Source organism: Paenibacillus sp. W4I10 (assembly GCF_030816325.1).
GTDB lineage: Bacteria > Bacillota > Bacilli > Paenibacillales > Paenibacillaceae > Paenibacillus > Paenibacillus amylolyticus_B.
In genome coordinates this window covers 1,679,784-1,700,877 of the sequence record NZ_JAUSXX010000001.1, presented here as the reverse complement: position 1 = coordinate 1,700,877, position 21,094 = coordinate 1,679,784, and the positions used below count along the sequence as shown (strand labels likewise).

General features: G+C 45.1%; 12 protein-coding genes. 8 read left to right on the top strand and 4 right to left on the bottom strand.

Annotated features, from left to right (window positions below):
- Window positions 1–123 precede the first annotated feature (123 nt).
- The 8 genes from QF049_RS07655 (at window position 124) to QF049_RS07620 (ending at window position 17,104) form a co-directional block, all read left to right on the top strand.
- The gene (locus tag QF049_RS07655) at window positions 124–6,507 is read left to right on the top strand and encodes a rhamnogalacturonan lyase family protein (protein WP_307536236.1); all 6,384 of its coding nucleotides are present in this window, start codon (window positions 124–126) and stop codon (window positions 6,505–6,507) included.
- 236 nt (window positions 6,508–6,743) lie between these two features.
- The gene (locus QF049_RS07650) at window positions 6,744–8,456 is read left to right on the top strand and encodes a sensor histidine kinase (protein WP_307536234.1); all 1,713 of its coding nucleotides are present in this window, start codon (window positions 6,744–6,746) and stop codon (window positions 8,454–8,456) included.
- Window positions 8,453–9,859 (top strand): response regulator transcription factor, encoded by a 1,407-nt coding sequence (locus QF049_RS07645; RefSeq protein WP_307536232.1) that lies wholly within the window; start codon window positions 8,453–8,455, stop codon window positions 9,857–9,859. The genes QF049_RS07650 and QF049_RS07645 overlap by 4 nt, the downstream gene beginning before the upstream one ends.
- Before the next feature lie 251 nt (window positions 9,860–10,110).
- Window positions 10,111–11,847 (top strand): extracellular solute-binding protein, encoded by a 1,737-nt coding sequence (locus tag QF049_RS07640; RefSeq protein ID WP_307536230.1) that lies wholly within the window; start codon window positions 10,111–10,113, stop codon window positions 11,845–11,847.
- A gap of 61 nt (window positions 11,848–11,908) precedes the next feature.
- Complete coding sequence (locus QF049_RS07635; protein WP_091020977.1) at window positions 11,909–12,823, top strand: ABC transporter permease; 915 nt, start codon at window positions 11,909–11,911, stop codon at window positions 12,821–12,823.
- 13 nt (window positions 12,824–12,836) lie between these two features.
- Window positions 12,837–13,730 carry a carbohydrate ABC transporter permease gene (locus tag QF049_RS07630; RefSeq protein WP_210108229.1) on the top strand — a complete coding sequence of 298 codons (894 nt, stop codon included), beginning with the start codon at window positions 12,837–12,839 and terminating at the stop codon, window positions 13,728–13,730.
- Window positions 13,731–13,752: 22 nt separating this feature from the next.
- Window positions 13,753–15,381 carry a glycoside hydrolase family 13 protein gene (locus tag QF049_RS07625; protein WP_307536228.1) on the top strand — a complete coding sequence of 543 codons (1,629 nt, stop codon included), beginning with the start codon at window positions 13,753–13,755 and terminating at the stop codon, window positions 15,379–15,381.
- 52 nt (window positions 15,382–15,433) lie between these two features.
- The gene (locus QF049_RS07620; protein ID WP_307536225.1) at window positions 15,434–17,104 is read left to right on the top strand and encodes a glycoside hydrolase family 13 protein; all 1,671 of its coding nucleotides are present in this window, start codon (window positions 15,434–15,436) and stop codon (window positions 17,102–17,104) included.
- Between the two features lie 103 nt (window positions 17,105–17,207).
- Here QF049_RS07620 and QF049_RS07615 read toward each other — a convergent pair whose 3' ends face one another.
- The 4 genes from QF049_RS07615 to QF049_RS07600 all read right to left on the bottom strand — a co-directional run bounded on the left by QF049_RS07615 (window position 17,208) and on the right by QF049_RS07600 (window position 20,825).
- Window positions 17,208–17,489, bottom strand: coding sequence for a GNAT family N-acetyltransferase (locus tag QF049_RS07615; RefSeq protein WP_036615433.1), 282 nt, complete (start codon window positions 17,487–17,489; stop codon window positions 17,208–17,210).
- A complete protein-coding gene (locus QF049_RS07610) occupies window positions 17,482–17,733 on the bottom strand; it encodes a (4Fe-4S)-binding protein (RefSeq protein WP_036616061.1) in 252 nt (83 codons plus the stop codon). The genes QF049_RS07615 and QF049_RS07610 overlap by 8 nt, the downstream gene beginning before the upstream one ends.
- 261 nt (window positions 17,734–17,994) lie before the next feature.
- On the bottom strand, window positions 17,995–19,749 hold the full coding sequence (locus tag QF049_RS07605; RefSeq protein ID WP_307536223.1) for a methyl-accepting chemotaxis protein: 1,755 nt from the start codon (window positions 19,747–19,749) through the stop codon (window positions 17,995–17,997).
- Window positions 19,750–20,420: 671 nt separating this feature from the next.
- Window positions 20,421–20,825: a VOC family protein gene (locus QF049_RS07600; RefSeq protein ID WP_307536221.1), complete on the bottom strand. Its 405-nt coding sequence runs from the start codon at window positions 20,823–20,825 to the stop codon at window positions 20,421–20,423.
- Window positions 20,826–21,094 lie beyond the last annotated feature (269 nt).

Here is a 21,094-nt window from a genome sequence, read left to right as displayed (position 1 = left end):
GATAAATGTAAGCGGTAACATAAAAAGGAGGTGGCTGTAAATTGTGTTCATATGACAACAAGCTGGGCAGGATCGAACTGATGATTCTAAAAATGAATTTTTAGATAAGGAGGAGTTAATCGAATGATCCGAAGAACTGTTTCCATCCAGAAATCGATGTTTGTATCTTTTTTAGCACTCCTTATGGTTATTTCACTGGCTGTCCCTCCGGCGCCGATACGTGCAGAGTCATCAAGCAGCCTGCCGGGTCGCCAAGCAGAGTATCTTAACCGGGGATTGGTTGCGGTTCTTGTAGACAACGGCGTTTTTCTGAGCTGGAGGTATTTAAACAACGACCCAGATGATATCGCTTTCAATATATATAAAAATGGAACCAAAGTGAATGCGTCTCCCATAAGCGACGTGACAAACTATGTGGACACCACGGGTTTCGACAGCTCGCAATATCAGATTTCCACTGTTATTGCAGGCAAAGAGCAAATGCAACCGGGGGTAGTATCAGTCTGGCATAACGATTATCTGCCTATTCCGCTCGATAAACCGGCCGATGGCCGGACGAAGGATGGTGGGACCTACTCCTACTATGCAGGAGATGCTTCCGTAGCTGACTTGGACGGGGATGGCGAATATGAAATTGTTTTCTTGTGGAGTCCGAGCAATTCCAAAGATAATTCGCAGGCCGGTTATACGGGCAATGTCTATATCGATGCCATCAAACTGGACGGCACCAAGCTGTGGAGGATTGACCTGGGAGTCAACATCCGCGCCGGAGCGCATTATACGCAGTTAATGGTGTATGACCTCGATGGCAACGGAAAGGCCGAGGTTGTTGTCAAGACGGCGGACGGCACAAAGGATGGCCAAGGCACGGTCATTGGTGACGGCACGAAGGATTATCGCAACGATGGCGGATACATACTGTCAGGACCGGAATATCTCACGCTGTTTAACGGTGAGACTGGCGCGGCTGTATCCACCGTGAATTATGATCCACCAAGAGGCAATGTCAGTGATTGGGGTGACGGCTATGGCAACCGTGTAGACCGTTTTCTTGGTGCGATTGCTTATCTGGATGGTACGAAGCCAAGTGTCGTGATGAGCCGGGGTTATTATACCCGCACAGTGCTTGTTGCTTATGATTATGTTGGCGGGGAACTCGTCAAGCGCTGGACGTTCGACACAAACGAAGCAGGATCACAATATCAATCACAGGGCAACCATAATCTAAGTGTGCTGGATGTTGACAAGGACGGCAAGGACGAAATTATGTTTGGCGCCTTGGCCATTGACGATGACGGCAGCTTGATGTACAGCACCGGACTCGGCCACGGTGACGCCATGCACGCCGGCCAGCTCAATCCGAACCGGGAGGGCTATCAGGTCGTAAGCGTGCATGAGCATTCGGATGCGGCATACGGACTGGAGATGCGCGATGCGGCAACAGGGGAAATCCTCTGGGGTGAGAAAACAGGTTTTGACACCGGTCGCGGGATGTCGGCGGACATTGATCCGAACTATCCAGGTTACGAATCATGGGCCACGACCGTTACCAACGGGCAAAGTGTACCTGTAACCAATACCTATTCAGCAGCAGGAGAGGCTATCTACACTGTGGACGAAGGGCCCAAAACCGCCAACTTTGCCATCTGGTGGGATGGAGATCTTCAGCGGGAGCTGTTGGACCATGAGTGGGATAATGGCACAGCCAAAGGAATTCCGCTCATCTATAAGTGGGATTACCAAAACAAAAAGCTGAATGAAATCTTTCGGGCAACCGGTACGTTAACGAACAACCATACCAAAGGCAATCCGGCACTTCAGGCGGACATTCTGGGCGACTGGCGTGAGGAGCTTCTGCTGCGGAGCGAAGATAGTTCGGAGTATCGTCTCTACACAACGACCATTCCTTCAGACTATCGCATCCCTACGCTGATGCAGGACCCTGTGTATCGACTTGGCATAGCCTGGCAAAATGTAGCCTACAACCAGCCGCCTCATACCGGCTTTTATCTTGGAGCGGAAGCTACAGCATTCCCTAAAGCCGATCTGGCGCTGACTCGCGAAGCTGAAATGCCGGAGCCGGTCTACCGCTTTAATTTCGGTACAGAGACTGCGTCAGGAAGTACGAACATACAGGATACGCTCTACGCACAAGATCCGGGATACGGCTTCAAGGATACAAATGGTGTTACGGTAGGGCCAAAACAGGTTTCGGTCGCGGCGGGCACGACATTTGCCGTTGATCTGCCCAATGCCAACTATAAGGTGACGCTGCGATTGGGCAATGATGCAAATGACTCGAACGTTGGAGTCAAATCCGAATTCGTCCAGAAGCTCGCCGTAACCAATGTGACAGCAGGAGCACCACTGGAGTATTCCTATGATATTGCTGTGGTGGATGGACAGCTCGATCTTCTTTTCACGGGCACAGCCATAGACATCCAAGACGTCATCATCGAGAAATATCCAGAGAAAGCGGCTGGTGCGGCAACAACGATCTATATGGCTGGTGATTCAACCATGCAATCTTACAGTGAAGCGCAGGCTCCTCAAGAAGGATGGGGTCAGCAGTTCGGACGTTATTTCTCCAATGGGGCAGTCGTCGTGAACGATGCGATCGGTGGCCGAAGCAGTAAATCCTTTATGGTAGACGGTCGTCTCGATACGATCCTGCAGCGAATTAAGCCGGGGGACTTCTTCTTCATTTCCTTTGGTCATAACGACGCCAGTGCAGGGATACCGGACCGGTACGCATCACCGGAGGACTATAAAATTTATTTGGCTCGTTATGTAAACGGTGCCAAACAGCGGGGCGCTACACCGGTATTGCTGACTCCGGTTGGGCGCAGAGATTTTAATACAGTGACTCAAGAATTCAACGTTAGCTTCCCGGCATATGTTCAGGCTGCCAAAGAAGTAGCTGAAGAGCAGGACGTGCCACTGATTGATCTCAGCAAGTTGAGTATTGCTTACTACGACAAAATTGGTAACACAGCTACGGAAAAAGTGTTCTTATATGCTAATCCGGGTGAATATCCAAAATACCCAAATGGGATCAACGATAATACGCATTTCAGCAGCTATGGTGCACAGAAAATTGCCGGACTCGTTGCTGGTGCAGTCAAAGACATGGAGCTGAGCATTTCATCACTGGTCATCGACCCGGATATTTCCGAGCCCGAACCAGAGCCGGAAGCCCAGCTATATGAGGAGAATTTTGAAGGCGACGCTGCCAACTACCAATATGCGATGGTCAATGCCACGGGTATTGCAGGAACCATGACGGGAACCGTTGTTGAACAGTCTGGAAATAAAGTACTGTCCGTCGCGGGTTCCGGATCGGGCAATCGGGCCAAGGTATTCCGTCTGTTCGATGCCGTAAACGGCGATCAGGTGAACGTGAACTTTGACTGGCAATCCGGTAATGTGAGTGCCTATCCATCAGAAGGTCACCTCACAATACAGGATTCTAACGAAAATGCCCTGTTCACGCTGTATACCAAAACCGGAAGCACCAAAATTCATTATTTTGTCGGTGCATATAACCCAGACTACGGCACAGGGGATACAGCCATACCCGAAGGGGGAACGGGTACAGATATTTCCAAGAACCAGTGGGTCAATGTGGATGCAACCGTTAATTTTGCAGAGAAAACATTGGATCTGACATTAACGAACCTAGCCGATCCGACAGTTACACAAACGATTGCAGATATCTCGCTGAGTTCCGCCGCATATGCGGACAACGTCAGATCCATGCGGTTCCTGGGAACGAGAAAAGGCGGTGGAGGCACGTTGAACTGGACTACCCAGATCGACAACGTACGAATTGAAGGTACTCAGCTCTCTTCGGAGGGCGGCGATCAGACTGCCTTAATCGCTCTGTACGATGAGATCCAAGCACTGAATCTGTCGGATTATACAGATGCATCGAAGGCCGTAGTGAACCGGGCTTTGGCAGCTGCGGAAGCTATATTCAATACGGAAGCCACGCAGGCTAAAGTTGACCATACGTTTAACATGTTAACTGTTGCGAAGGATTCATTGACAAGTGCACCGAGCGAAGAGATAAGTGAATACAAATTTGACTTTGGTTCTGGCGACGCAGCCGACGGATACATCAAGGCAGATGCCAAAAGAGCGTACATTGAAGGCAATGGGTACGGCTTTGCTGATACTGCGCTGACCAAAGATGAGAACCGGGAAACCGGAGATTTGCTCAAGGAAGATTTCACACGAGTAAACGGTACCTCTTTCCTGGCGGAGATGGAACCGGCCAATTACCGGGTAACGATGACCATCGGGGATGCGGAGGAATCAACCAGCGCAAATGTCGTTGTAGAACAGATGACAAAGCTGCCGCTTACAAGCATTGCCAAGGGCGAATTCAAAGAAATCACGTATGACATTGCCCTGATTGATGGGGTCTTTAACTTCAATTTCACCGGAAATGCACCGAAGATCAATGCGCTGAAGCTGGAGCGTCTGCCAGATCACAGTGCAAGCGATAAACCTGTTATTTATTTGGCCAGCGATTCCACTGTGGCCAATTACGCGGAAAACTATCGTCCGCAAGCAGGCTGGGGAGAAACGTTGGGTGGATTTTTTGATCCAAATGAAGTCAGTATTGATAACCGGGCAGTTGGAGGTTTGAGCAGCAAGACCTTCTTGGTCGGTGGATATCTCAACGATATTTTACTCGACATTCAAGAAGGCGATTATTTGTTCATGCAGTGGTCTCATAATGATTCCACACCTTCACGTCCAGAGCGTTATCTCACGCCCGAGCAGTTCAAGGTATATTTGAAAGAATACATTGACGGCGCTCTGCAGAGAGGTGCGATTCCGGTTCTGGTCACGCCAGTGAATCGTCGTGATTTTACCGGAGAGGTGCTGAACAAAAGCTTCCCGGAATACGTACAGGCGATGAAAGAAACAGCGCAGGAGACGGAAACACTCATCATTGATCTGAACCAAGCCAGTTGGGAGCATTTCCAGGAGCTAGGCACAGAAGGAACCAAATCGATATTCATGTGGGTAGGTACAACCGAGGACAATACACATTTGCAAATGAACGGTGCAATCAAGGTTTCTGAACTCGTGGCACGTCTTGTGAAGGAATTGAATATACCTTTATCTGATTTTGTTACGTTGGAAGGGGAATCTCCGGAGCAGAAGGCCCCGTATACTACGGCAACTGTGGAAGGAGAATTGCAGAACGACTGGTATACTTCTCCGGCACAAGTAACCTTCACAGCAAGTGATGAAGATTCCGATATCGAAGGGACCTATTATCAAATCAATGGAGGCGAAAAGGTGAGTGGCACACAGTTGACCCTAACTGAAGAAGGTACACATACCATCACCTACTGGAGTGTCGATGTTGACGGCAACAAAGAGAGTGAACAGTCTTTGTCCATATCCATTGATCTCGTACCTCCAACCATTGAAATTCATGGTCAAACTGAATACACCATTGATCAGCATGTGGAAATTGGTTATACAGCTTCCGATTCGGTATCCGGTGTGAAAGAACCGGAGGGTGTGCTTCTCGACACTCCTGCGTATACACTGGAACCCGGCCTGAACCAGGTTACGGCAACGGTCTCCGATTTGGCTGGCTGGGAACAGACGGTAGAATATCGTTTTGGCGTTATTGCTACATTCGACAGCCTGATTAATCTGACCAACGCCTTAGCTGATGAATCGATCGATCCTAATGCTGGTGTTCTTGCTGATCAGCTCACAAACACGTTACAGCAGGCCAAACAGGCAGCAAACGATCGTGAAGGAGCAAAAGCGCGTCAATTGCTTGCATCCTACGGTAATGACGTTCAATCAGCTAGAGGAACCGTATTTACGGATGAGCAGGCAAGTGTGCTGATTAAGTGGGAGGAATGGCTCTATCAGACAACGCCACTAGCAAACGGTGCCCCTGGCACTCCGGTGTTATCTGATAATAATGGTTACGACACGGGGCTCAAAGACGGAGACTATACAATCACGATGAATCTGTGGTGGGGGAATAACGGCAATCAGTTCAAGCTGTATGAGAATGGTGAATTGATTAAAGAAATTTCTCTAGTCGATCAATCCCCGTCCGCCCAATCTGTTCAAGTTGATATTACTGGAAAGAAAAATGGCACCTATATCTATACTGGAGAATTGATCAATGCACTGGGTTCAACCATGAGTGTTCCACTGACAGTCATCGTCACGGATGCTTCTCCGGGGCAAGCCGTTCTGTCGAACGACAACTGGGATGGTGACGGCAACTATAATGTCACCATGAATCTGTGGTGGGGAACAAACGCAACCGAATACGAACTTTACGAAAATGGTGTATTGATTGACACAAAATCACTGGAATCTCATTCGCCTGGTGCACAGTCTGCGGTTACCTCAATCTCTGGAAGAGTACCCGGAATCTACGAGTATGAAGCTGTACTTCGTAATTCTTCAGGGGAAACCAGATCACACAAATTAAATGTGACGGTACGAGAGTAGACTTAAATGTTTGAGCATTCCATTAACAAGAAGTGATTACAACTGAAGTAAGGTACGCATATAAAAGTGTTATTCCTCATCATTTTGAGGAGTAGCACTTTTTTATATGCGCACAGTATGAAAGCGTTTGACTTATTTGAATATCATTCTATAATGATGAAAGGAAATTGGACTTGGAGCAAGCTTCCATACGCAGGAGGCTTGCTGTTTCATTTTCAGAAGGAGAATAGGTTCCCATGACACTTAAAAAAAGAATCTTTTTACTGTTCTTTCTCAGTGCGTTTATCCCCTTTATCAGTATATTTGCGATTTCTTATTATACGATCGACTCCATTTTCGCAAATAAGATCGATGATGGCATCCGTAGCAATTTACAACAGGTGACATCCTCATTGGAGAACTCCATCACCAATCTGAATCATGTTACGCAACAATTATCTTACAGGGGTACTTTAGGCAAAAGATTAGATGAATTCTTGAATCCTTCCTCCGATATCTTCGAACTGATTGAGGCCAGGGACGAATTAAAGAACGAGTTAAGTGTTGTCACCTTCACCAATCCTAATATCGGATTAACCCTGTATTACTTTCAAAAAGAAGGTACTACTCAGTTCGGCAACTTTCCAATCAAGGATCGTTTCTCTCCTGAGTCTCTGCCTGTGCTCTTCCAAACCTATGGCATTAAGTACTATGGCCCCCATATGAGTATGAACCGATTTGATGATCAACTTGTTCTGTCTGCTATGCGTAAAGTACAACTTTCCGAGAGGAACGACGTGTTCATTTACGTAGAATCAGGCTTTCGCCTCACACAGGATATCTTGGGCTACAATCAATACAACGGCGCACTATCTCATCTCATCCTGGATGGTGAAGGCAACATTGTGTACAGCGAAATACCGGAAGCCATGAGGGTAGGGGAGAATTTCTCCAGCTTAACAGTAGATCCTGCCAAGGACGGGATATCCCGCGGGTATCACTGGTTCAAGGAGGATTCCTCACAGAAATGGAGTGTCGTATCGGTCATTTCGCAGTCTCAATATCAACAGGAGAAAAACCAGTGGTTGCTTCAAATTTTGCTGGTCGCTTTATTTTTCCTCGGCTTTACCGTGTTTCTCGCTTGGCTCCTGTGGAAGATGGTCTACAAACCACTCGGTCTGTTCCATTCGGAGATCAATGGGATGTCCAAAAATCCACAAACGAAAGGGAACCGAGCTCGCACTCAGATTCCTGAATTTGATTTTCTGTTGGGTGAATTTTCGAATATGCAGCATCAGATTGGTGACCTCTTCAAGGAAGTTCAGCAGAAAGAGAAGATACGTGCAGACCTGGAAGTGGAAAAACTGCTCTATCAGATCAACCCGCACTTTCTGATGAATACGCTCGATACGGTGCACTGGTTGGCCGTCATGAACGGACAAGGAGAGATCGACAAGCTGGTGCAGTCATTAAACAAGCTACTGTATTACAATTTGGGCAAATTAGGGCAAGTATCCACCATGGAAGAGGAGATCGATGCCCTAAGACAGTATCTGATTTTGCAGCAAATTCGCTATGATTTTGAATTTGACGTCCGTATTACTGCGGATGAACAAGTGCTTCAAATTCCTGTGCCCCGCTTCATTCTGCAACCGCTGGTTGAAAATTCGTTATATCATGGATTGAGTGACGAAGGTTTTATTCAGATTGAAGTGACATGCACTTCAACGTTGAACATTATGATACAAGATAATGGTGCAGGTATGACTGAGGATACCATTCATAATCTGCTGAACAATCGTGAAGCTGAACAACAAAAAGTAGGGATGGGCATCGGACTCAATTACGTTCACCGCATGTTGAAGGCACAATACGGGGATCAAGCACAACTGGTGATCGAGAGTGAATTGGGAACAGGGACAAGCATACTGCTCGTATTGCCTATTAAAGGAGAAGATATCTCGGCATGATTAAGGTATTGATTGTAGATGATGATAAGTTGGTACGCAAAGGCATTAGCTCTGCGATGCCATGGAACGAGTTCAACATGGAGGTTGTAGGAGAGGCCAGCAACGGGGCGAAAGCACTGGATTTCCTAAAAACCCAACCGGTCGATCTGATGCTAACGGATCTTGCGATGCCCGTCATGTCAGGAATTGAACTGATGCGAGCTGCGAGGCAGCTCTATCCGGAACTTCATATCGTTGTGTTAACACTGCATCAGGATTTCGATTATATCCAGGAAGCGCTAAGACTCGGAGCCATCGATTATATAGCCAAAGTGCAGCTGGAGAAAGAACAATTCGAACATGTTCTGCAACGGATACATACCCGAATTAGCGGGTTGACAAACACGACAAGAAAGATGCCTTCGCAGGATGAAATCAATGTCCATTATCCAAATGTGTATGCACTTGTTTCACAGGATCGTAAATCAGAGCAGAAGTGGCCACTAGAGTTAACTGCGCATGAAGATCTGATAAGGTGGGAGGTTGAGCGTCATAGCTGCATGTGGGCTGCACCCCCGTCCAAAGAGGATCAACTTTTTCATCAATTGAAGGAAGGCCTGCATCAAGTTCCCCATAGTACGTTGTTGGTTTTGTCTGATGTACAAGAGCGAACATGGTCGCAAATCAAAAACTGGATTAGGAATTATACAGAGACGACTTTATTCTATGCGTACAATCCCAATAACCAAGTCATTACCATTTCCATGAATGAGGAAGATACATTTTCAAAAGAACCGCAGGATGAGGACCTTGACCGGATTAAACAAAGTTGGTTCCAAACACCATGGACCCACCACGATAGTTACTACAACCAACTTGTTGACCAGTTCAAATCATTACGATTACATAAAGGTCAGTTGATGGGATTGCTGTACTCGATCGTAATGGAGTGGAACCGTATTTTTGCCCAAACTACGCTTGGAAGAATCTCGATGATCCATTCTTTCGAGTCTTGGTACGAGGTTGAAGAATGGATCAAACAGACTGCTGCAAGCATTCGAAAGGCTGATGAACAGACTTCATATTCACAGGAAATCATCGATGCCGTGAAAAAAGCAGTGATGATCGTGCAGCATGATTTGGAGCAGGCCTATACAGCTTCAGGTCTCTCCCAACAACTCAACATCAGCCGAAGTTATTTCAGTCAATGTTTCAAAGATCTGATGGGGAAAACCTTTAATGAGTATTCCCGCTTCATCCGGGTAGAGAAATCCAAAGAGTACTTGCTCAATACAAACAATACGATTTTCTGGATTGCGGAGCGAGTGGGTTATACGGATGAAAAATATTTCAGCCGGATTTTCCGTGAACTGACAGGTCTTCTGCCAAGCGAATATCGGCAGCTAGGTAGAGGAAATAAATAGCCGACAGCTTCCTGTTTTAGGAGCTGCCGGCTTTTGTTTTTGATCGAGAATAGAAGTAGATAGACGAATGTTGGTCAGTAGGTAGGGTAAATGATCACAAGTTAACCATACTTCATAATACAGACTGAAAACTGTAACCATTTCTCTATCCAAACGGACGTGTAATCCCTATCTCGATTGGCCTTCACTTCATTTTATAATGAAAGCGCAAACAAATATATTGAAGATCAGATAAAGGGGAATCGAACTAGATGAGAACAAAATGGTCTATTAAAAGCAAACGGGTGACAAAGCGTCTGGCCGTGCTGTCCATGTCCGCCTTGATGGTTGCAGCCCTAGCGGCATGTGGAGACTCTTCCAATCCTCCTACTGCAGAGGAAGCAGGCAAATATGAGGTAACGCCAGGAGATCCGTTTAGTGCCTATAAAGACGAAATAACCTTAACCATGGGACGGGTAACCACAGCCAACCCAAAACTGCCGGCTGGTGATACCTATGAGAACAACGCATATACTCGGCTGGTCAAAGACACGTTTAACGCTCAGATTACAGATCAATTTGAAGCCAATGGCGAAGATTATAGCCGTCAGGTTTCGCTCGCCATCGCATCCGGGGAATTGCCAGACATGATGCGTGTTGATTCCAAAGATGAATTGAAAGAACTGGTGGATAATGATCTGATTGAGGATCTGACAACCATATATGATCAATATGCAACGGATAATATCAAGCAGATATACGATTCCTATGATGGCCGTGCATTAGAAAATGCGACGATTGACGGACGTTTGATGGGACTTCCGGCGACTTCTCTGGATTCTGCACCCACGATGGTTTGGGTTCGTCAGGATTGGTTGGATCTGTTGGGGATTCAACTTGATGCAGACGGAGACGGTGCCATCTCGCTCGATGAAGTAGAGAAAACGGCACAGGAATTCCTGGAAAGAGACCCTGGCCAATCCGGAAACCCGGTAGGTATCCCCTTTGTGAACACGATGAATACAACAGATTACAATGGCTCTGCATATACGATGCTGGGTGTGGCCTCAACCGAAGGAGCCTTCCCGCAATATTGGATGAATGGTGAAGACGGCAAAATCGTGTATGGTTCCACGACAGAAGCAACGAAGAAGATGCTTGGTATCATGGCGGATTGGTTTAAGAATGGGATCATTGACCCGCAATTCGGAACTCGCACGTTTGACGATATTACCGCACTCTACGCCAATGGCCAAAGCGGTATTGCTTTTGGACCGTGGCATATCCCTGACTGGGGACTGATCAGTGCAAAACAGATGGATAAAAATGCAAAATTCTCGGCTTATACGCTGGAGGATGCAAACGGCAAAGTTAACGTGGCGCATGCCAATCCATCCAATCAGTTTATCGTGGTGAGAAAGGGATATGAACACCCTGAACTGGCCGTTAAGATTCTTAACCTGTTCTACGATAAACTGGCCAATGATAAAGATGCCGCTACAACCATGCCGGAAGCTGCCAAATATCAGGAGACCGGGGTAGACGGATCTACGAGACCTTTTAATATCGAAGTCAACTCGGCTACATCGCTGCTGGATGATTACTCTGACGTTGTTCGAGGAATCAAAGGAGAAATTTCCCTGGATGAGGTTCGCACTACCGAATCGAAAAACAATATCGGCAGCATCAAAACTTATTTGAGTGACATGGATACGGATGATGTGACTGCTTGGTCCAAATATCATTCGCGGATCAACGGAGTGGGACTAATCGACAAACTGACTCAGGAAAACAAATTTGTCTGGATGACACCTGCTTTCTCCGGCACTACACCAAGCATGAAACAGACGTGGGCCAATCTGACGAAGTTGGAGCAGGAATCGTTTATCAAAATTATAACGGGTTCAGAACCTTTGGATTACTTCGATACATTCGTGAATAACTGGAAAAAACAAGGCGGTGATCAAGTCATTCAGGAAATTGAAGAAGACATCGCATCCAAACAATAATATCCATGCACAGTAGCAGGGCTGCGATACGCAGCCTTTCTTCAACGAAAGGGGTTCATCCATGAAACAGGGGAAATTGAAAGCGAGAGGCCGGCTTGGCCCAGGTGCCATGTACCATATGATGATGCTACCAGGCATTTTGTTTTTGCTGGTATTCAGCTATGTTCCAATGGTCGGTATCATTACGGCTTTTCAGGACTATATACCGGCCAAAGGCATGTTTGGCTCTGAATTTGTAGGGCTGAAACATTTTACTTATATGTTCAAGCTGCCGGATATTGCGCAGGTCGTCAGCAATACGTTGGTGATAGCGATTGGCAAAATTTTGCTTGGAACGATGATGGCCATCATTTTTTCCGTATTGTTAAATGAAATTCGTGTCAAATACGTTAAAAAATCGGTGCAGACGATTGTTTATCTGCCGCACTTTCTATCCTGGGTTGTTCTTGCATCCGTCGTTGTCAACATGTTCAGTCTGGATGGCATTGTGAATCAAATGTTGGCGTTTTTTGGCCTCGAAAATATTAATTTCCTTGGCAGTAACACCTGGTTCCAGCCACTGATTATAGGAACAGACGTCTGGAAGGAGTTTGGTTATAGTTCCATCGTTTATCTGGCTGCGATCACGTCGATTGATCCCGGTCTGTATGAAGCAGCAGGAATGGATGGAGCCAGTTGGTGGAGAAAAGTATGGCATATAACATTGCCAGGCATGCTGCCTATTATTCTGCTCATGGGCGTAATGAGTCTGACCAACATTTTGAGCGCCGGTTTCGATCAAGTCTATAATCTGTATAACCCGGTTGTCTATGAGTCGGGCGACATTCTGGATACCTATGTCTATCGGATCGGTCTCGTTGGACGACAGTATAGCTTCGGTACAGCTGTTGGTTTGTTCAAGTCCGTAATCGGCATTGTTTTGCTCTTGTCTGCCAACCAGTTGGCCAAAAAATATACGGACCGAAAAATATTTTAAGGAGGCCAAACCTGTGTCCTATTCTGCAAACTTCAAAGATCGAATTGGCCGGTTTGTCATCTATGCCATCGTCATCATGCTGGCATTGGTCTGCCTTCTTCCGTTATGGAATATCGTCGCCATTTCATTCAGCAGCAGCGAGGCGGTATCCGCAAATGCAGTAGGTCTCGTTCCGGTCAATTTTACAACAGCGGCTTATACCAAAATCATTGATGATGCACAGTTCTGGCGTTCCTTTGGCATATCTGTTCTACGTGTCGCGCTTACCCTTGTGCTTAACATGATTTTGATTATTTTAATGGCTTATCCGCTATCCAAATCAAAGAGGGATTTCAAAGGCAGAAACATTTATATGAATATCATGATTTTTGCCATGTTGTTTAGCGGAGGCATGATTCCGAGTTACCTGCTGATCAAAAACCTGGACATGCTGAATACGATATGGGCACTCGTTCTGCCAGGCGCTGTCCCCATATTCAGTGTCATCCTCGTGATGAATTTCTTCTCCGCTGTACCTAAGGCGCTTGAAGAAGCTGCGTTCATCGATGGAGCAAATCCCATTCAGGTCTTGTTCAAAGTGTATGTCCCTGTCTCCATTCCTGCGCTGGCGACAGTTGCCTTATTCAGTATCGTGGGTACATGGAATGACTTCTTCAGTGGTTTGATCTATATGACCAAAGTCAGCAATTACCCACTAATGACCTATATTCAGTCCCTTAACGTGAATATTGCCGATTTGCTTCAAGCCGGCACCAATTCCAGTGAACTCAGCAACCTGACTGAAATTTCGAACAAAAACCTGAACGCAGCCAAAATCGTAGTTGCTGTTATCCCGCTATTGCTGATTTATCCGCTGCTGCAAAAATACTTTGTGACGGGCATTGTCGTAGGGTCGGTCAAAGAATAACATTAGAAAGGTTGAATGGAACATGGAAAATAAAAAATGGTGGAAAGAAACTGTTGTATATCAAATATATCCACGCAGCTTTCAAGATCGTAACGGTGATGGAATTGGCGACTTGAAGTGCGTTGTATCCCGATTGGATTATTTGCAGCAACTCGGCATTGGTGCGATCTGGTTATCACCCGTTTGCAAGTCTCCTCAAGATGATTACGGATATGATATTTCAGATTATCAGGACATTGATCCGATGTTTGGGTCTTTGGAAGATATGGAAACGTTAATTCTTGAAGCCGGGAAACGAGACATTCGGATCATTATGGATTTGGTGTTGAACCATACCTCGGATGAACACCCCTGGTTCCAAGAAGCCAAAAAAGGCAAAGACAATCCGTACCATGACTACTACGTCTGGAGAGATGGCGTTGAAGGAACACCTCCGAACGAATTGGGGTCCACCTTTGGTGGTTCAGCTTGGGAATGGGTGCCTGAGATCGGGCAATATTATTTGCATCTATTTTCCGTCAAACAGCCAGATCTCAACTGGGAAAACCCCAAAGTCCGGCAGGAAATATACAACATGATCAATTGGTGGATCGACAAGGGTGTGGGTGGTTTTCGACTTGACGTGATCGACTTAATCGGTAAAGAACCGGATTTGAAGATTACGGGAAATGGACCCAATCTGCATAAATATATCAGGGAACTGAGCAAGGAGACGTTTCAAAAAGCGGAAGACCTGCTAACGGTTGGAGAAACATGGGGCGCCACTCCGGAAATCGCCAAACTGTACAGCAATCCAGACGGTAGTGAGTTTTCAATGGTCTTCCAATTTGAACACATCAGTTTGGATGAACAAGAAGGCAAAGGAAAGTGGGATCTTAAACCTTTGGATGTGATGGCATTAAAAAAAGTGCTGTCCAAGTGGCAAACGGAGCTCAAGGGTGATGCCTGGAACAGTCTGTTCTGGAACAACCACGATTTGCCACGTATCGTATCACGTTGGGGAAATGATGGAGAATTCAGAGTTGAATCGGCTAAAATGTTGGCTACCCTTCTTCATGGCATGCAAGGTACGCCTTACATATATCAAGGTGAAGAGTTGGGTATGACGAATGTTCAATATTCGATCGAGGATTATCGGGATATTGAATTGCTCAACTTTTATAAGGAAAGAATGGGGAAAGGTTATCCTGAACAAAGCGTGATGGAGTCGATCTACGGCAAGGGACGTGATAATGCACGCACACCTATGCAATGGGATACTTCCGATAACGCGGGTTTTACACAAGGGGAACCTTGGATTAAGGTGAATCCAAATTATAAGCAGATCCATGCCGAGGAAAGTTTGAATAATCCCGAATCCATATTCCATTATTATCGAAAGTTAATTCAATTACGAAAAGATCATGGAGTCATTGTATATGGTGATTATGAGCTGATCTTTCCAGAGAACCCAGACGTGTTTGCATATACCCGAACGCTGAATGGTACGACAATTCTTGTGGTATGCAATTTCCAGGGATATACGACAGAACTCCCGCTTCAGGAGCAATTGACAGGGTCCCATCGGCTTTTGATAGCTAACTATACAGGTGAACTATCGGAGAGCGAATTACGTCCATACGAAGCCAGAATGTACCTTATCCATGATTAAAGCATAATACGTTATATAATGTTCAGTTCTCAAGAAAGAAGGATTGTATTCAATGAAAAGAGTATGGTGGAAAGAAGCAGTAGCTTATCAAATCTATCCGAGAAGTTTTATGGATTCCAACGGAGATGGGGTTGGTGACATCAAGGGGATCATATCTAAACTGGATTATATTCAAGATCTCGGTATTGATCTGATATGGATCTGTCCGATGTATAAGTCACCTAACGATGATAATGGTTATGACATCAGTGATTACTGTTCCATTATGGATGAATTCGGCACGATGGCTGACTTTGATCAATTACTGCATGAAGTGCATCACCGCGGCATGAAACTCATTATGGACTTGGTGATCAATCATACAAGTGACGAACACCCGTGGTTTATTGAATCCAGAGCTTCACTGGATAATCCCAAACGGGATTGGTACATCTGGAGAGATGGGAAGAATGGGGACGAACCGAACAACTGGGAGAGCATCTTTGGCGGTTCTGCTTGGGAATATGATGAAGTCTCCGGACAGTACTATCTCCATCTGTTCTCCAAAAAACAACCGGATTTGAATTGGGCAAATAAAGAAGTTCGGAAATCCATATATGAAATGATGAATTGGTGGCTGGATAAAGGGATTGATGGTTTCCGTGTGGATGCAATCAGCCATATTCACAAAGAAGAGGGCCTCTTGGACATGCCAATCCGAGAAGGCGTCAAGTACATCTCTTCTTTTGAAAAGCATATGAATGTGAAGGGAATCCAGAGTTATCTGCAAGAAATGAAAGAGAACACTTTATCCAGATATGACGTCGTGACTGTTGGGGAAGCGAATGGAGTAAAGGTGGAGGACCAAGAAGATCTGCTGGATTGGATCTGTGAAGTCAGAGGGAAATTTAATATGGTCTTTCAATTCGAACACCTGGACCTTTGGAAAAACAGTACAGACAGGCAACTGGATGTTCCCAAATTGAAAAACGTCTTGACCAAGTGGCAAAAATCATTGGAAGGCGTAGGCTGGAATGCTTTGTTTATTGAAAATCACGATCAGCCTCGCAAAGTTTCATCTTGGGGAAATGATACGGAGTATTGGTATGAAAGTGCCACAGCACTTGGAGCCATGTACTTTTTCATGCAAGGTACACCTTTCATATATCAGGGGCAAGAGATAGGCATGACAAACGTGGCTTACCCTTCCATAGAGGATTATAACGATATAGCCGATCGGAATTTATATCAGATCAAACGCGAAGAGGGAATGTCGCATGAGGAAATCATGAACATCATATGGGCTTCGAGTCGCGATAATTCCAGAACGCCGATGCAATGGTCTTCGGCCAAAGAGGGCGGGTTTACAACCGGTACGCCATGGCTACAGGTGAATGACAATTACGCCAATATTAATGTTGAGAAACAACTTCAGGAACCACGTTCTATTCTTCAATTTTATAAACAAATGATTCAGCTGCGAAAAGAGCACGATACGTTGACTTATGGTATTTATGAGCTTTTTTTGCCGGATCATCCGAGTGTATATGCATATACACGTACACTGGCAGACGAACAGGTGCTGGTAGTAATCAATCTTTCTGAACACATGGTGGAGCTTGAGGAAAATGAGCTTGGCCTCAACTTTTCAAAGATCTGGCTTACCAACTATGAGAAAGGTTTACTGCCACTGGTTTTGCGACCGTTTGAAACCATTGTTGGATTAAGCAATAAAGTAAAGTAGAGTAGGATACGGAAAAGGAAAAGGGCGCCTATATCATTCAGAAAATGATATAGACGCCTTTTATTGTTGTGTAACCACATGAAATCAGCTGCGAATATTCGTTTTATTGATGGAGAACATCCGCGTATTCAGAGATACGTTCGAAACGTCCCTTGGCAAACGGGCATAAAGGTAAAATCTTAATACCGTTTTCCCGCGCGTATTCCACCATAGCTTTGATAAGTTCATCGCCAAGCCCTTGTCCTCGGTAAGCATTTTCCACCAAAGTGTGATCAATTATGTATAGCTCTGGACTCGAGATTACATAGGTCATCACCGCAGCAATGTCACCGTTATCTTGAATAAGGAATCTTTTATTGGCAGGTTCATGTTCTACGTTATGCATGTTCATCCTCTTTCTTTGTTGAATATTCACCGTCCAGAAGCTTATACGTCAAAGCTCCGCTTGGACATGTGTCAATATGCCGGGCAATGGCCTCCGAAGTGTCACCATCAGGATCAACCCAAGGACGCTTGCTTAAATCAAAAACAGCAGGGAGACCTTTTACGCAAATACCGGAATGAATGCAGACATCCGAATTAAACATAACCTCGATATCTTTACCGTAATATAATTTCTCTTTAACCATAATGCATTCACATCTTTCACTGTTGAGTTTGTTACTGATCGATATCCCAGGCATCCATGGTAAGCCATGTCTGCCAAGCCCTTAATGTCCGAATTATAAATGAGGAATCGTTAATAAGTCAACGTGACACAGAACAAGAACACGGTCATTCTATGTGCTGACATAACCCTGGGTCCTCCGAAAACATTAACGCTCCAAGAAAGTTATGTTTCCGGCGATTCTAAGTTGTCATCTAATAATACCCTTAATGAGATTGGGAACTTATTCAGTGACTTCGATTTGAAATTGATCGGAATATGATTTGAGGTTGCCTGCAAGACCGGCGAGTTCCCCGGAGATGTTCGACAGTTCACTTGCCGATCGCTGCTGCTCCACAGCACTAGCCGTGACTTCTTCGGCCATGGCTGAAGTTTCCTCGGTTGCGGAAGCAATATAACTGAGGTTTTGTTCCAGCTCCTGACGAATAGAGTGCATATCCATCGTCCGGCTGTCTAAACTCTGAGCCAACTCATGCACTTCGGTTGATAAGCGGCTAACCTGTCCAAATGCCTGGAGACAATCAGCGATCTGTTTCTCCTGTTCCTTAACAGCTACCATATTTGCATCAAAATGACTGCCCATCCGATGTATCTCTTGAACAAATGAACCCAGGATCTCATCAATCTCCTGGATCGAACGTTCGGATTGTTGAGCGAGCTGTCCCATTTCCCCAGCAACGACTGCAAAGCCTTTACCCGCTTCTCCAGCTCGGGCTGCTTCAATTGAAGCATTCAGGGATAGTATTTGAGTTTGTTTTAAAATGTTGTGAATTTGACCGCTAATAGAGGAAGCGAGTTCGGATTGAGTCGTCAGAGACCTGGAAATATCCTGTTGATGCTCAACACGCTTGGCATTCTCTCGGCCCTTCTCAAGTAGAACCTCATGTTCACGTGTAACTTGTACTTGAACAGAAGATAGCTGCTCTGAAGTATAAGTAAACTGTTTCACATATGAACCTACTTCATCCATTATTTTGCTCAGATTCTCTGAATGCTGGACGGAGTGTTCTATCTCTTCAGCCTGTTTCATTGAACCTATGGCAATTTCCTCAATCGCTCTGGAAAGTTCTTCGCTCTGACGCTGGTTTGTCTGAGCGGTTTCCGAAATATCTTTTGATGACTGCTGTAATGTATTTGAACCTTGCTGTATTCCCATCAGAATGTTCGTCAATTGGGCAACCATGATGTTAATCAAATCACTGATGTCACCGAGTTGATCATTGGTCATATGTGTGGATACGACTTTGAGATTCCCATCAGCAACCTGCTCGAGGCTTGACTTAATATCGCGTACTTGTCTAAGAATACCTCGTACTACGAATAACATCATGACCAAAGAAAGAATCAGTACAACCACAAAAATCGGGATAATGGTCTGATAAGCATTATTCACGGATGTCGCGGAGACTTGATTCACTGCTCCAGCAGAAATATCAATGCCCAGATAGCCAATAACAGTACCTTGCGAATCCTTGATTGGTGTAAAGGAGGACAATAGCTGTCCCCAAGTTGGATCATCTACAATGCCTGTTGTGACGACTTCACCGCGTAACAAGCGTTCCTGAATCTGGGGATTAAATTCCATTGCAGTCCCGTAAGGGCTATATTCCGTATCGTCCCAATTCGCTCCATCTACGGTGTAGAACCACCCGTCCGAAGTTTTGTTATACATATAAACATACAAGGCTCCCGATTGAAGCCTAACTTTAACGAGTTCGTCCCTAAGACTTTTATATTCGTTGCTCTCCTCTGAAGCAGTAGAAGATAATGTCTTAATTAATTCCGATTCCTGACCTAGTTGAGAGGCGGTATTCACAGCCAGCTGCTGATTGTTATGCTGCATGGTCATTAGTGATGCATTTTCACTGGAGTCGATGGTGGCCCATATGATTAGACCGCCCATGGCCAGTAGCGGAACCAGAATAATCAAATACAGTTTGAACCTTAAATCCATCTTTTTTTTGCGAGTCTGTCTCACGTACGGTTCCCCCTTGGATGTAATAAAGTAATTATGGTTATTCGTATAACCCCATACTATTTATCGTAATATTGAAGGGGGAAATGAAGACTATCACTCAATTTGTATATACATATATGTAGATTATAAACTAACGTGTAAAAGTGAGAACATATCAAAATTTGTGCAATATAAGATAAAAAAACTACCAGCATCAAGCCACCACTAGGTTACAAACGCATAAGTGATATTAAAATCATCGCCGGAGAATGTGATTATTTGTGGTGCCAGTGCCTCAAACCGAATGTAGAAGTTCGTCTTGCATCAAGAAACGTTGACATTGAATCTACGTCCTATAGTGGCATAGGATAGTATATTTAAAGGCAGTTAGTATGCATGCCACCTTGCCATCTGTTCCATAGGATTCAATATATTTTGCATTATAATGAGCTACCTGTTGGGAGAAAAAGAGGCTTTCCCTAATGGGCTCGCTGGGTAATTGCATTTATTGAGATCGTTAGAAAGCATGCCTCCCTATGGTAAGAAATGAGAAGGGGGTCTTCTGCTAATTTCTCGTTAAAATACTTCTTCCACTTTGGACAAAAATGAAGAGACTATAGCTCATCGCTATGGTCTCTTTCTGCTGGTCATAAAAATTAATGAAAAATCGCCTTACTCATTTCAACTGTCCTTTATAGCCTACCATTGAACCGTTGGATTGCTTCCTCGGTCACCGGCGTGAAGAGATTAACCAGATTACCGTCAGGATCGCGAAACAGCACAGCACGATTCCCCCACGGCATTGTGGTAGGTTCCTTTACCCACTCATCGACAAACGACTTCAAGCGCTCGTATTCGGCATCCACATCGTGGACGTGGAACTCAATAATGACAGTACGATTGTTGGCCGCCACAGCGGAACCAGCGCCAAACAGTTGTACCGTCTGGGAGTGGCCGATCGCTAGAGTGCACGATGGCATAACAAGTTCGGCAAAGACAGGTGCAGGGCGTTCTGCTGAAACACCCGTAATTTTCTCATAGAACTCGACGAGACGATTCACGTCATCAGTAATGATACGCACAGAAGCAAAATTCACGAGATATCATCCTTCCTATAATAAGTAATACATTTTGGACCAAAAACAATTCGCATTTACTCCTACTCCTTTACAATTGCTTACTCCAACTATACAAATACACTACTGACAACAGTATGTCAGTAGTGTTTTATGAAGAAACCACCGTCCACTAGCCATCATTCTATAGAAAGTATTAGAGTTTCAAAGTGAGGGTAAGTGCTAAAAATCGATTGTACTTGGTGGTAAACAGTGTTACTCTAAAAGTCTGTGTTCGACAATATATTCAA